This window comes from Pseudomonas sp., assembly GCF_050739935.1.
GTDB lineage: Bacteria > Pseudomonadota > Gammaproteobacteria > Pseudomonadales > Pseudomonadaceae > Aquipseudomonas.
The window spans coordinates 37123-51644 of record NZ_JBOICF010000110.1 but is presented as its reverse complement, the minus strand read 5'-3'; the positions used below and the strand labels follow the sequence as shown (position 1 = coordinate 51644).

The 14522-nt window shown below is 59.9% G+C and carries 9 protein-coding genes; 7 read left to right on the top strand and 2 right to left on the bottom strand.

Annotated elements, in window-relative coordinates; all coding sequences use genetic code 11:
* The first annotated feature begins 65 nt into the window (after nucleotides 1-65).
* The 5 genes from aroB (at nucleotide 66) to hemE (ending at nucleotide 10425) form a co-directional block, all read left to right on the top strand.
* Nucleotides 66-1169 (top strand): 3-dehydroquinate synthase, encoded by a 1104-nt coding sequence (aroB, locus tag ACRER8_RS21805; RefSeq protein WP_431748261.1) that lies wholly within the window; start codon nucleotides 66-68, stop codon nucleotides 1167-1169.
* Nucleotides 1170-1179: 10 nt separating this feature from the next.
* Nucleotides 1180-2805, top strand: coding sequence for an AAA family ATPase (locus tag ACRER8_RS21800; protein ID WP_431748260.1), 1626 nt, complete (start codon nucleotides 1180-1182; stop codon nucleotides 2803-2805).
* Between the two features lie 359 nt (nucleotides 2806-3164).
* On the top strand, nucleotides 3165-7610 hold the full coding sequence (gene gltB, locus ACRER8_RS21795) for a glutamate synthase large subunit (RefSeq protein WP_431748259.1): 4446 nt from the start codon (nucleotides 3165-3167) through the stop codon (nucleotides 7608-7610).
* Between the two features lie 119 nt (nucleotides 7611-7729).
* The gene (locus ACRER8_RS21790; RefSeq protein ID WP_341960471.1) at nucleotides 7730-9148 is read left to right on the top strand and encodes an FAD-dependent oxidoreductase; all 1419 of its coding nucleotides are present in this window, start codon (nucleotides 7730-7732) and stop codon (nucleotides 9146-9148) included.
* A gap of 212 nt (nucleotides 9149-9360) precedes the next feature.
* The gene (gene hemE / locus ACRER8_RS21785) at nucleotides 9361-10425 is read left to right on the top strand and encodes a uroporphyrinogen decarboxylase (RefSeq protein WP_431748258.1); all 1065 of its coding nucleotides are present in this window, start codon (nucleotides 9361-9363) and stop codon (nucleotides 10423-10425) included.
* A gap of 182 nt (nucleotides 10426-10607) precedes the next feature.
* On the opposite strand, the gene ACRER8_RS21780 is transcribed toward hemE, so the two are convergent.
* Nucleotides 10608-11873 (bottom strand): MFS transporter, encoded by a 1266-nt coding sequence (locus ACRER8_RS21780; protein WP_431748257.1) that lies wholly within the window; start codon nucleotides 11871-11873, stop codon nucleotides 10608-10610.
* Nucleotides 11874-11983: 110 nt separating this feature from the next.
* On the opposite strand from ACRER8_RS21780, the gene ACRER8_RS21775 reads away from it, so the two are divergent.
* On the top strand, nucleotides 11984-12874 hold the full coding sequence (locus ACRER8_RS21775; protein WP_431748256.1) for a LysR substrate-binding domain-containing protein: 891 nt from the start codon (nucleotides 11984-11986) through the stop codon (nucleotides 12872-12874).
* A 32-nt stretch (nucleotides 12875-12906) separates the two neighbouring features.
* On the opposite strand, the gene ACRER8_RS21770 is transcribed toward ACRER8_RS21775, so the two are convergent.
* Entirely contained in the window at nucleotides 12907-13392 is a 486-nt protein-coding gene (locus tag ACRER8_RS21770) for a hypothetical protein (RefSeq protein WP_431748255.1), read from the bottom strand.
* Nucleotides 13393-13710: 318 nt separating this feature from the next.
* On the opposite strand from ACRER8_RS21770, the gene ACRER8_RS21765 reads away from it, so the two are divergent.
* Nucleotides 13711-14490 carry a ParA family protein gene (locus ACRER8_RS21765; RefSeq protein ID WP_431748254.1) on the top strand — a complete coding sequence of 260 codons (780 nt, stop codon included), beginning with the start codon at nucleotides 13711-13713 and terminating at the stop codon, nucleotides 14488-14490.
* Nucleotides 14491-14522: the final 32 nt, after the last annotated feature.

Genomic DNA, 14522 nt, shown 5'->3' with positions numbered 1-14522 from the left:
CCGTGGTCCGTATCAACGCGTTGGCGTCGAACAGGCATCCAATTGTTATAAGAGTGTGGGGGCACATGCAGACACTTAAGGTCGAGCTTGGCGAGCGGAGCTACCCGATTCACATTGGCGAAGGCCTGTTGGATCGGCCTGAGTTGCTCACGCCGTACATCGCCGGCAAACAGGTCGCGATCGTTTCCAACAGCACTGTCGCGCCGCTCTACATCGAGCGCCTGACCAAGTCGCTGACCGGTTACAACGTCCTGCCGATCGTGCTTCCCGATGGCGAAGCCTTCAAGAACTGGGAAACCCTGCAGCTCATCTTCGACGCCCTGCTGACGGCGCGCCACGATCGTCGCACGACCGTGATTGCGCTGGGTGGCGGTGTGATCGGCGATATGGCCGGTTTCGCGGCCGCCTGTTATCAGCGCGGGGTGGATTTCATTCAAGTACCCACCACACTGCTGTCTCAGGTCGATTCGTCCGTCGGCGGCAAGACAGGAATCAACCACCCGCTGGGCAAGAACATGGTTGGCGCGTTCTATCAGCCCAACGCCGTGCTGATTGACACCACTTCGCTGAACAGTCTGCCTGAACGCGAGCTGTCTGCCGGGCTTGCCGAGGTCATCAAATACGGTCTGATATGTGACGAGCCGTTCCTCACATGGCTCGAAGAGAACATGGACAAGCTGCGCGGTCTGGATCAGGCCACGTTGACCACCGCCATCGAGCGCTCCTGCGCGGCCAAGGCTGCCGTGGTTGGCGCCGATGAGCGGGAGTCCGGTGTGCGGGCAACGTTGAATCTGGGTCACACCTTCGGTCACGCCATCGAAACCCACATGGGTTATGGGGTCTGGCTGCATGGTGAAGCCGTCGCCGCAGGTACGGTCATGGCGCTGGAGATGTCGGCGCGCCTGGGCTGGATCAGCGAGCAGGAACGCAATCGTGGCATCCGTCTGTTTCAGCGCGCCGGGTTGCCGGTGGTTCCGCCTGAAGAGATGACGCCTGAGCATTTCCTCGAGCACATGGCGGTGGACAAGAAGGTGATCGATGGTCGTCTGCGTCTGGTGCTGCTGAGCCGCATGGGCGAAGCAGTAGTAACCGACGAATATCCAAGAGAAGTACTACAGGCCACACTGGTCGCGGACTACCGCGCCTTGGTGGATCAGCTTAGAGGTTAATGAGAAATCCATGACTAGTTTGCACGCCGATGAGGCCTTCCTCGGTCACTATCAATTGAGTCATGACCCCTTTGCCACGCGGGTCCCGGGCTTTAAGTTTTTCCCTGCCCAGCGCAAACCGGTGCTGGGACAGCTGCACCATCTGGCCCGCTACAGTCAGTTGCTCCTGCTGGTCACCGGTCCTCACGGCAGCGGCAAGACCCTGCTGCGCCAGGCGCTGGTCGCCAGCACCAACAAGCAGTCGGTGCAAAGCGTGGTGGTTTCCGCCCGCGGCGCAAGCGATGCCTCCGGTGTGCTGCGTCAGGTAGCGCAAGCGTTGAACGTCGCTCAGCCGGAGATGCGCGCGATCCTTTCGCAGGTCGTGCAACTGGCCCTGACCGGCCAGGAAGTCTATGTCCTGGTAGACGATGCCGAACAACTTGGCGAATCCGCACTCGAAGCGTTGTTGGGATTGGCGGCGGGCACTCCGGAAGGTCGCCCGCATGTCTTCCTGTTCGGCGAGGCTTCGATCATCGATCGTCTGGATCAGCTGTGTGCCGAGAGCGGTTCAGAAGAAGAACGCTTCCACGTTATCGAGCTTGCACCGTATTCCGAAGAAGAAACCCGTGAGTATCTGGCTCAGCGCCTGGAAGGCGCCGGTCAAGGCATTGAAGTCTTCAGCGCCGAGCAGATCACCGATATTCACGAACAGTCCAATGGATGGCCGGGCGCAATCAACCAGGTCGCGCGCGACTCGATGATCGAAGCCATGATCGCCAGCCGCTCTGCGGTAAAGCGTCCAAGTATGGGGTTCAAAATGCCTAAGAAACACGTGTTGGCTTTGGGTGGGGTTGTTGTGGCAGCGGTGCTCGCTGCATGGTTGATTCCAGGGCGCAACAGCGCGCCGACGGCTCCGGCCAACTCACAGGCACAATTGCCGCTGGGCCAAGGCCAGGCGCCTGCTCAGCAATCGAACAACGGCGGCCCGGCCATTGAGTTCGCGGGTAATTCGCAGCCAATGCCGCTACCGTTGGTCGGTAACTCGCAACCGGTGATGCGCGGTCCGCTGGCCGAGGCTGCAGGTTCTGGCGAAGGCGATGGTGAGGATGGCGGCCCAGCGGCCAACCAGCCACTGCAGCCGCCGACCGTGACCACCACTGCACCACCTGTCGGTGCCGCTGCCGGTCCTGCTCCGGGAATGGCGCAGACGCAAGTGCCGACGCCACGTCCCGCGCCAGCCCCGGCGGCCAAACCGGTTCCTGCTCCGGCCCCTGCCGCCAAGCCAGCGCCGGCGCCGACTCAGGTCGCGACCGCCAAGCCCGCGCCCAAGCCAGCTGAAAAACCTGCTCCTGCTGCCGCTGCCTCGGCTGGCGGCACCTGGTATGCCGGTCAAGCTCCGACACACTACGTGGTGCAGATTCTCGGCACCAGCTCCGAAACCACGGCTCAGAACTACGTGAAAGAGCAGGGCGCCGAATATCGCTACTTCAAGAAAACCCTGCAGGGCAAGCCTCTGTATGTGGTGACTTACGGCAGTTTTGCCGACCGCAACGCGGCCCTCGCCGCTATCAAAGTCTTGCCAGCGAAGGTTCAGGCTGGTAAACCTTGGCCTCGTACTGTCGGCAGTATCCAACAGGAACTTGCCGCAGCTCGCTGATGACGCCGCGACCTTATCCAGGTCGCGCAGTTAGCTCCCCCGAAAATCACGCATGAGCGTGCTGCCAATGAGCAGCGCGCCTTGCGGTGTCTGCGTCTCAGGCACTCATTGAACTTCGGGCTCTCATTGGTCAGACTCGCAACCAAGCTCTGGCTAGCACGAGATACGTTTTAAAGCCTTTCATGAATGCGACATAAATTTGCGGCGTTTCGTCGCTAAATTTGTGAGCCTTTGTGTCGGTGTGTACAATGACCTCCCTTTTGCTCCCGCAAAGCTGGCGTACGTTCGGCGTGGGTGGTAAGCGGTTGAATTGAAAAGAAATTTGCCTCGATAAGGGGCAGCCTGGTGAGAATGTGTCTATGAAAGCAGGTCTGTACCATCCAGAAGAATTCAAGGATAACTGTGGTTTCGGCCTGATCGCCCATATGCAAGGCGAGCCCAGTCATCACCTGTTGCAGACGGCTATCGAAGCCCTGACCTGCATGACCCACCGTGGTGGGATCAACGCCGACGGCAAGACCGGTGACGGTTGCGGGCTGTTGATTCAAAAACCCGACATGTTCCTGCGTGCCGTGGCCCAAGAGCACTTTGGTGTCGAATTGCCGCGTCAGTATTGCGTGGGCATGGTGTTCCTCAACCAGGACGACACCAAGGCGGAAGCCGCCCGCGAAAACATGAATCGTGAAATTCTTGCTGCTGGCCTGACCCTCGTCGGCTGGCGTGAGGTGCCTGTCGACACCAGCGTCCTCGGCCGCTTGGCGCTGGAACGTCTGCCGAAGATCGAGCAGGTGTTCATCGGCGGTGAAGGCCTGAGCGATCAGGAATTTGCGATCAAGCTGTTCAGTGCCCGTCGCCGCTCATCGGTGGCTAACGCCGCTGATACCGACCACTACATCTGCAGCTTTTCGCACAAGACCATCATCTATAAAGGGCTGATGATGCCGCGTGACCTCACGGCATTCTATCCAGACCTCAACGATGAGCGCCTGCAGACCGCAATCTGCGTGTTCCACCAGCGCTTCTCGACCAACACCCTGCCGAAATGGCCGCTGGCTCAGCCGTTCCGCTTCCTCGCCCACAACGGCGAGATCAACACCATCACCGGTAACCGCAACTGGGCACAGGCCCGTCGCACCAAGTTCACCAACGACCTGATGGATCTGGAAGAACTCGGCCCGCTGGTCAACCGCGTGGGCTCCGACTCTTCGAGCATGGACAACATGCTGGAGCTGATGGTCACCGGCGGCATCGACCTGTTCCGGGGCGTGCGCATGCTCGTGCCGCCTGCATGGCAGAACGTTGAAACCATGGACCCGGATCTGCGCGCGTTCTATGAATTCAACTCCATGCACATGGAGCCGTGGGACGGCCCGGCTGGCATCGTGATGACCGAAGGCCGCCACGCGGTCTGCCTGCTCGACCGTAACGGTCTGCGTCCGGCGCGCTGGGTCACCACCAAGAACGGCTACATCACCCTGGCGTCGGAAATCGGCGTGTGGAATTACACCCCGCAAGACGTCATCGCCAAGGGGCGGGTCGGACCGGGTCAGATTTTCGCCGTGGACACCGAAACCGGCCAGATCCTCGACACCGACGCCATCGACAGCCGCCTGAAGTCGCGCCATCCGTACAAGCAGTGGTTGCGCAAGAACGCACTGCGCATTCAGGCGACCCTGGAAGATCACGATCACGGTTCGGCGTTCTACAACCCGGATCAGCTCAAGCAATTCATGAAAATGTTCCAGGTCACGTTCGAAGAGCGTGATCAGGTCCTGCGCCCGCTGGGCGAGCAGGGTCAGGAAGCCGTGGGTTCGATGGGCGACGACACGCCAATGGCCGTGCTGTCGCGTCGTGTACGCACGCCTTACGACTATTTCCGTCAGCAGTTCGCACAGGTCACCAACCCGCCTATCGACCCGCTGCGCGAAGCCATCGTCATGTCGCTGGAAGTCTGTCTCGGCGCCGAGCGCAACATCTTCCAGGAATCGCCAGAGCATGCCTCGCGCGTGATCCTCAGCTCGCCGGTCATTTCCCCGGCCAAGTGGCGCTCGCTGATGAACCTGGAGCGTCCGGGTTTCGACCGCGCCATCATCGACCTGAACTACGACGAGAGCACTGGGCTTGAAGCCGCGGTGCGCAACGTCGCCGACCAGGCCGAAGAAGCCGTGCGTTCCGGTTGCACGCAGATCGTGCTCAGCGATCGTCATATCGCGCCGGGCAAACTGCCGATCCACGCTTCGCTGGCCACCGGCGCGGTCCACCACCGCCTGACCGAAAAAGGCCTGCGCTGCGACAGCAACATTCTGGTCGAGACCGCGACGGCTCGTGACCCGCACCACTTTGCCGTGCTGATTGGCTTCGGTGCGTCGGCGGTCTATCCGTTCCTGGCTTACGAAGTGCTGGGCGACCTGATCCGCACCGGCGAAGTGCTGGGCGACCTGTACGAAGTCTTCAAAAACTACCGTAAAGGCATCACCAAGGGCCTGCTCAAGATCCTGTCGAAGATGGGTATCTCGACCATCGCCTCGTATCGCGGTGCGCAGTTGTTCGAGGCCATTGGCCTGTCCGAGGAAGTCTGCGAGCTGAGCTTCCGCGGTGTGCCGAGCCGCATCAAGGGCGCGCGCTTCGTTGACATTGAAGACGAACAAAAAGCGCTGGCCGGTGAAGCCTGGAGCCCGCGCAAGCCGATCCAGCAAGGCGGCCTGCTTAAGTTCGTCTACGGCGGCGAATATCACGCTTACAACCCTGATGTGGTGGCGACGTTGCAAGCCGCCGTGCAGCAGGGCGACTACAGCAAATTCAAGGAATACACCGCGCTGGTGGACAACCGTCCGGTGTCGATGATCCGCGACCTGTTCAAGGTCAGGGAACTTGATACGCCGCTGTCGATTGACGACATCGAACCGCTGGAAGCGATCCTCAAGCGTTTCGACTCGGCGGGTATCTCGCTGGGCGCGCTGTCGCCGGAAGCGCACGAAGCGCTGGCCGAGGCGATGAACCGTCTGGGCGCGCGTTCCAACTCCGGCGAAGGTGGCGAAGATCCGGCGCGCTACGGCACCATCCGCAGCTCCAAGATCAAGCAGATCGCCACCGGCCGTTTCGGTGTGACCCCTGAGTACCTGGTCAACGCCGACGTGCTGCAGATCAAGGTTGCCCAGGGCGCCAAACCGGGCGAGGGCGGTCAACTGCCAGGCGGCAAGGTCAACGGTCTGATCGCCAAGCTGCGTTATGCAGTGCCGGGCGTAACCCTGATTTCGCCTCCGCCGCACCACGACATCTACTCGATCGAAGACTTGTCGCAGCTGATTTTCGACCTTAAGCAGGTCAACCCGGCGGCGCTGGTTTCGGTCAAGCTGGTGGCAGAAGCGGGCGTTGGTACCATCGCCGCCGGTGTGGCCAAGGCCTACGCCGACCTGATCACCATCTCCGGCTACGACGGTGGTACCGGTGCGTCGCCGCTGTCGTCGATCAAATACGCGGGTGCTCCGTGGGAAATCGGTCTGGCCGAAACTCACCAGACCCTGCGCGGCAACGACCTGCGCGGCAAGGTCCGGGTGCAGACCGACGGTGGTCTGAAAACCGGTCTGGACGTGATCAAGGCCGCAATCCTTGGTGCCGAGAGCTTCGGTTTTGGTACTGCGCCGATGATCGCGCTGGGCTGCAAATACCTGCGTATCTGCCACCTGAACAATTGCGCCACCGGCGTCGCGACCCAGAACGACAAGCTGCGCAAGGACCATTACATCGGCACCGTCGACATGGTGATCAACTTCTTCACCTATGTGGCTGAGGAAACCCGCGAGTGGTTGGCCAAGCTGGGCGTGCGTTCGCTGGAAGAGCTGATCGGCCGTACCGACCTGCTGGACATCCTGCCGGGCGAAACCGCCAAGCAGCAGCATTTGGACCTGACGCCTCTGCTGGGCAGCGATCACATCCCGGCTGACAAGCCTCAATTCAGCCTGGTCGACCGCAACCCGCCATTCGACAAGGGCCTGCTGGCCGAGAAGATGGTCGAGATGGCCAAGTCGGCGATCGAGTCCAAGGCTGGCGGCGAATACGAACTGCAAATCTGCAACTGCGATCGCTCCATCGGTGCGCGTATTTCCGGTGAAATCGCCAAGCTGCACGGCAACCAAGGCATGAACGAAGCGCCGGTGACCTTCCGCTTCAAGGGCACTGCCGGTCAGAGCTTCGGTGTATGGAACGCCGGTGGCTTGAATATGTATCTGGAAGGCGACGCCAACGACTACGTCGGTAAAGGCATGACCGCTGGCAAGCTGGTGATCGTGCCGCCCAAAGGCAGCCCGTTCAAGACGCAGGACAGCGCCATCATCGGTAACACCTGCTTGTACGGCGCAACCGGAGGCAAGCTTTTTGCCGCAGGTACCGCAGGCGAGCGTTTCGCGGTGCGTAACTCGGGTGCCCACACTGTTGTGGAAGGTACCGGTGATCACTGCTGCGAATACATGACCGGTGGTTTTGTGTGCGTACTCGGCAAGACCGGATACAACTTCGGTTCTGGCATGACCGGTGGTTTCGCCTATGTGCTCGACCAGGACAACACCTTCGTTGACCGGGTCAACCACGAACTGGTTGAAATCCAGCGCATCAGCGGTGAAGCGATGGAAGCCTATCGCAGCCATCTGGAGCGCGTGCTCGCCGAATACGTTGCAGAAACCGATAGCGAGTGGGGCCGTAATCTCTGGGAAAACCTGGACGACTACCTGCGCCGCTTCTGGCTGGTGAAGCCTAAAGCCGCAAGCTTGAAGTCGCTGTTGTCCAGCACCCGCGCGAACCCGCAGTAAAAGCAGCTGCGAGCGGCAAGCTTCAAGCCGCAAGTTAACGGCAGTGCGTGATTTGCCTGCGAACATGATTCTTACAGCTTCAGGTATAGCCTGGGGCTGTCGTGTAGAGGTTCTAGAGAATGGCCGAGCGTCTCAGTAACGACTTCCAGTTCATCGATGTCGGGCGCAAAGATCCGAAGAAAAAACTGTTGCGTCAACGCAAGAAAGAGTTCGTGGAAATCTACGAGCCTTTCAAACCCCAGCAGTCTGCCGATCAGGCTCACCGCTGCCTGGGTTGCGGCAACCCGTACTGTGAATGGAAATGCCCTGTGCATAACTTCATTCCCAACTGGCTCAAGTTGGTGTCCGAGGGCAATATTCTCGCCGCAGCCGAACTGTCGCACCAGACCAATACCTTGCCGGAAGTCTGTGGCCGGGTGTGCCCGCAGGATCGTCTGTGCGAAGGTGCCTGCACCCTCAACGACGGTTTCGGTGCGGTCACTATCGGTTCCGTGGAGAAGTACATCACCGACACCGCCTTCGCCATGGGCTGGCGTCCGGACATGTCCCGCGTGGTGCCGACTGGTAAGCGCGTGGCGATCATCGGTGCAGGCCCGGCGGGCCTGGGTTGCGCCGACGTGCTGGTGCGCGGTGGAGTGACGCCGGTGGTGTTCGACAAGAACCCTGAAATAGGCGGCCTGCTGACCTTCGGTATCCCTGAGTTCAAGCTCGAAAAAAGTGTGCTCAGCCACCGTCGCGAAGTCTTCACCGGCATGGGTATCGAGTTCCGCCTCAATACCGAAATCGGCAAAGACATCACCGTCGAGCAGTTGTTGCAGGAATACGATGCCGTGTTCATGGGCATGGGCACCTACACCTACATGAAGGGGGGCTTCCCCGGTGAAGACCTGCCGGGTGTGCATGACGCACTGGATTTCCTGATTGCCAATGTCAATCGCAACCTGGGTTTCGAAAAGTCGCCGGAAGATTTCGTCGACATGAAAGGCAAGAAGGTCGTGGTGCTCGGTGGCGGCGACACGGCGATGGACTGCAACCGCACGTCGATTCGTCAGGGCGCCAAAGCGGTAACCTGTGCCTATCGTCGCGACGAAGAAAACATGCCGGGCTCGCGTAAGGAAGTGAAGAACGCCAAGGAAGAAGGGGTGAAGTTCCTCTACAACCGTCAGCCAATCGCGATCGTCGGCGAAGACAAGGTAGAAGGCGTGAAGGTGGTCGAGACCCGTCTCGGCGAGCCTGATGCCCGTGGCCGTCGCAGTCCTGAGCCGATTCCGGGTTCCGAAGAAATCATCCCGGCCGACGCCGTGGTCATCGCCTTCGGTTTCCGCCCAAGCCCCGCGCCATGGTTCGAGCAGCACAGCATCGAGACCGACAGCCAGGGGCGTGTGGTTGCGCCGGAGCAGGGCAAGTTCAAGCACCAGACCAGCAACCCGAAGATCTTCGCCGGTGGCGACATGGTCCGTGGTTCTGATCTGGTAGTGACAGCGATCTTCGAAGGCCGCAATGCGGCTGAGGGGATTCTGGATTACCTGGGCGTCTGATTAAAGCTCGGGACTGTGTAGGAGCCGGCTGGCTGGCGAACCAAACGCGGTATTTCAGACAAAACCGCGTCGTGGTCTTCGCCAGCAAGCCGGCTCCCACAGGTCGGCAGTCACTGCGACAAATCGACCCGATAAATAAAAGGCACGGCACCGACCGTGCCTTTTGCGTTGGTGTCTGAGAAAATGCCCGCACTTTTTTTCCGGATGCCGACATGACTGCCCTGAAGAACGACCGTTTCCTTCGCGCCCTGCTCAAGCAGCCTGTAGACGTCACGCCGGTATGGATGATGCGTCAGGCCGGTCGCTACCTCCCGGAATACCGCGCCAGCCGCGCCAAGGCCGGGGATTTCATGAGCCTGTGCATGAACCCCGCGTTCGCCTGTGAAGTCACTCTACAGCCGCTTGAGCGTTACCCGCTTGACGCCGCTATTCTGTTCTCCGACATCCTGACCGTGCCCGATGCGATGGGCCTTGGCCTGTATTTCGAAACCGGCGAAGGCCCGCGTTTCAAGAAAACCGTCAGCACCCTGGCCGACATCGAAGCCCTACCAATTCCCGATCCGCAGAAGGATCTGGGCTACGTGATGGACGCTGTCAGCACGATTCGTCGCGAGCTGAACGGCCGTGTGCCGTTGATCGGCTTCTCCGGCAGCCCGTGGACCCTGGCGACCTATATGGTCGAAGGCGGCTCATCCAAGGATTTCCGCAAGTCCAAGGCCATGCTGTACGACACCCCGCAAGCCATGCACCTGCTGCTGGACAAGCTGGCGCAGTCGGTCACGGCATACCTCAATGGCCAGATCCTGGCAGGCGCACAAGCCGTGCAGATCTTCGACAGCTGGGGCGGCAGCCTCTCGGCGGCGGCATATCAGGAGTTTTCCCTGGCCTACATGCGCAAGATCGTCGGCGGCCTGATTCGCGAGCACGATGGCCGTAAAGTGCCGGTGATCCTGTTCACCAAAGGCGGCGGCCTGTGGCTGGAAAGCATCGCCGACGCGGGTGCCGACGCCCTGGGGCTGGACTGGACCTGCGACATCGGCGAAGCCCGTCGCCGCGTGGGCGACAAAGTGGCCCTGCAAGGCAACATGGACCCTACCGTGCTTTATGCAAACCCCCAGGCCATCCGCCAGGAGGTTGCCAACATCCTCAAAAGCTACGGCAGCGGAACCGGCCACGTCTTCAACCTCGGTCATGGCATCACCCCCGAAGTCGACCCGGCCAACGCTGGCGCATTCATCAACGCTGTGCACGAGCTGTCGGCGCAGTATCACCAGTAAGCGCTGATCCTCGGAGACGAAAACGCCCGGCCAGTGCCGAGCGTTTTTTGAGTGGTTAGGTCGAAGTGTTCCGTGGGAGCGAATTCATTCGCGATTGGGGCGTACATTCGACGCAGATATATCGGATACCCAGGCCCCTCGCGAATGAATTCGCTCCCACCGGGCTAGTCTTTGCAAAATCATCAAACCTGCACATTCACCGCCAACGGCTTCACTTTCGCCAGCTTCAACGCCGCGCCCAGTGCCATTAGCAGCAAGAGGCCAACGAATACGCCGATGCCGTTCCAGCCTGCGTAATGCCAAAACACCCCACCGCCCGTGCCCGCGATGCTGGAGCCGACGTAGTAGCTGAACAGATACAGCGACGAAGCCTGACCCTTGGCTTTGATCGCTCGGCGGCCGATCCAACTGCTGGACACCGAGTGCGCGCCGAAGAAGCCGAACGTGAACATGACGACGCCAATGACCACGATAGCCAATGGGTTGAACATGGTCAGCGCCAAACCCGCGATCATCAGCACGATCACCGCCCATAGCACGTTGCGGCGACCCAGTTTGTCCGCCAATGCGCCGACCTTCGCCGAGCTGTAGATGCCAGACAGGTAGACCACCGAAAACAGGCCGACGACTGCCTGGCTCAGGTTGTAAGGCTCGGCCAGCAGGCGGTAGCCGATGTAGTTGAACAAAGTCACGAAGGCGCCCATCAGCAGGAAGCCTTCCAGAAACAGCCAGGGCAGACCGGCGTCGCGAAACTGCAGAACGAAACCGTCCAGCAAGTTTTTCGCATTGAGTGGGCGAGCGCGGAAGTTGCGTGAGGGCGGCAATATTTTCCAGAACACACAGGCGCCGGTCAGGGAAATGAGGCCCATGATCGATAGGGCAATGTGCCAGCTGACGTAGTCACTGAGCACGCCCGTAATCAGACGACCACTCATCCCGCCGATAGCGTTACCCCCGATGTATAGGCCCATCGCCAAGCCAATGTGCTGCGGATGAATCTCTTCGCTCAGGTAGGTCATGGCAACCGCTGCCAGGCCGCTCAGGGATAGGCCAACGAACGCCCGCGCCAGCAGCACGCCCTCCCAACTCGGCATGAGTGCGCTGGCGACGGTGAACAGCCCGGCCGAAAACAGCGAAAACACCATCACTGATTTGCGCCCCAGGCGATCGGATATCGGCCCGGTGATCAGTAGCCCGATGGCAAGCATGGCAGTGGCAACGGAAAGAATCAGGCTGCTCTCGGCCGCGTTGATCGAGAACTCGCGAGACAGCACTGGCAGCATCGGCTGTACGCAATAAAGCAGAGAAAAGGTGGAGAAGCCGCCGCAAAACAGCGCAAGCACGGTACGAATGAACGCGGGGGTGTCCTTCTCGATATAGGTATCACCCAGCGGAATGGCGGCATTGATCTCAGTCGCAGACGTGGCGGGGGACGCAGCAGGATTCACGGGTAACCTCAAGAGGGAGAAGCGGATTAAAAAGGATATAGCCAGCGAACGATTTCCTCCAATATATTGTTCGACCTGTTTGATAGGTTTCACGACCTAATGAGGGATCAATGGAATTACGTCATCTGCGCTACTTCATTGCAGTGGCCGAAGAGCTGCATTTTGGCCGTGCGGCGGAATCTCTCGGCATCTCGCAGCCCCCGTTGAGTCAGCAGATTCAGGCCTTGGAAAACGAGCTGGGCGCGCGCTTGTTCGAGCGCACCAACCGACGAGTGGAATTGAGCGAGGCGGGACGGCTTTTTCTCGACGAGGCACGGCTGGTGCTGGCGCAGGTTGAAAAGGCCTCCGATGTCGCTCGCCGCGCCCAGCTCGGGGAACTGGGGGAACTGAAGATCGGCTTCACCGCGTCTGCGCCATTCACTTCCAGCATCCCGCAAGCCATCTTCGCCTTTCGCCAGCGTCATCCGGATGTGCATCTTGCGCTGCAGGAAATGAGCAGCAAGGAAGTCGCCGAGCGGCTGGAGGAGGAGTCGATGCAGGTCGGCATCATGCGTCCGCTGCCCTTGCCGGATTCGTTGGTCGCGGTTGAGCTGCTGCGCGAGCCGCTGGTGGCGATTCTGCGCTCTGATCATCCGTTGGCTGAAGGTAACGAGCGGGGGATTTACCTCAAGGAGCTGGCCGGCGAGCCTTTCGTGTTTTTCCCTCGAAGCTACGGCAGTGGCCTGTACGCGCAGTTGGTGAGCCTGGCGCGGGATGCAGGATTCAGCCCGTTGTTCACTCAGGAGGCAGGTGAGGCGATGACGATCATCGGCCTGGTGGCGGCGGGGTTAGGAGTAACGGTGCTGCCCGCATCCTACCAACGCATGCGCATCGACGGAGTGGCCTACCGCACGGTGCTGGACCCGGACGCGACCTCGGCGGTGTGGCTGGTACAGCGCAAGGATCAGAAATCACCCATGGCCAAGGCGTTCGTCGATCTGGTGACGCGCAAGGCGGGGTGACAGCGCATGCTGCCTATGCCCCATTTGGAAAGTCAGTGACTCGCTTTGCCCTTGATCGGGCTGATGAGGTAGCTCAGACCATCTGGCAGGGTTATGCGGATGAAACCCTCTGAGGCGTAGCTGACTTGCCAACGGTCCTCCAGGCTCCGTCCGTGGGCCTGAAGTTGCACGCCAGGGTAGTCGAAGCGCACTTCTTTTTCGGAAGTCAGCGCGAACAGTACTGCGCCGAATAACTCTCGCGCATCATAGTCAGCATCGGAAACGGCCCGGTGTTTCCAGCCGTCATTGGTGAGATCCTGTACAGCCAGCACATCCCCGGAAGTATTCGTCAGGGTCCAGCGCACTCCGCGATCCCGCTTCTTGGCCTCAACCAGCCAAGCGTCATGGTGGCCAGCCTGTTCACGCTGCGCATGCACCTTGATCGGGAATTTCAGATGAGGAATCTGTGCCGGAACCTGTTCCTGGCTGGCACACGCACTGAGCAGCAAGACACAGGCCAATAGCAAAGCTCGAATCATCAGGTTACCTATACATGGGAAAAGTGCCTCAAATGTGGCGGCGGTTCGCAGAACCGACACGCTATCGAGCGATGGCGGACATTATCGAGGTGTAACCGGGTACTGGCAAATCCTCGGTCCGATTTGGGCGGCGTCGCGCCCTGCGGATTTTCCAGCAGGTCATTGAATGCTTGGTGCGAACTTCCAGGCAGTTAACTTTCATCTCAACCGTCAGATTTTTTCCGAACGCTCGCCCTTGTCATGTGGATTGCCTAGACTCGGTCCATTCATCGGATCGTGTGACGATCTCAATGCAAGACAGCGACGGGGGAGTTTCCAATGCGGCGTGTGGTGTTCAATCAGAAGGGCGGGGTCGGCAAATCGAGCATCGCTTGCAATCTGGCAGCCGTCAGTGCCCATGAGGGTTACCGGACGCTCTTGATCGACCTCGACACCCAAGCCAATTCGACGCAATACCTCACGGGGCTGACCGGCGAGGACATCCCGATGGGCATTGCTGATTTCTTCAAGCAGATCCTTTCTTCCGGACCGTTCTCCAAGAAGAATCAGGTCGATATCTACGAAACACCGTTCGACAACCTTCACGTCGTCACCGCGACCGCCGAACTGGCCGACCTGCAGCCCAAGCTTGAGGCCAAACACAAGATCAACAAACTGCGTAAGTTGCTCGACGAGCTGGACGAGGACTACGAGCGTATTTATCTGGATACGCCGCCTGCGTTGAATTTCTATGCGGTATCGGCGTTGATCGCGGCGGACAGAGTGTTGATTCCCTTCGACTGCGACAGCTTTTCGCGGCAGGCGCTGTATGGCCTGCTCAAAGAAGTCGAGGAACTGAAGGAGGATCACAACGAAGATCTGGAGGTGGAAGGCATCATCGTCAACCAGTTCCAGTCGCGCGCCAGTCTGCCACAGCAGATTCTCGATGAGCTGATCGCCGAGGGCCTGCCGGTGCTGCCGATCTACCTCAATAGCTCGGTGAAAATGCGTGAATCGCATCAGGCCAACATGCCGCTGATTCACCTGGATCCGCGTCACAAGCTGAGCCAGCAGTTCGTCGAGTTGCACCATTTACTGGAAAACAACGGGGGGCAGTGATCGCAGTTGTTCGGCTGTCCGTCGGTGATGAC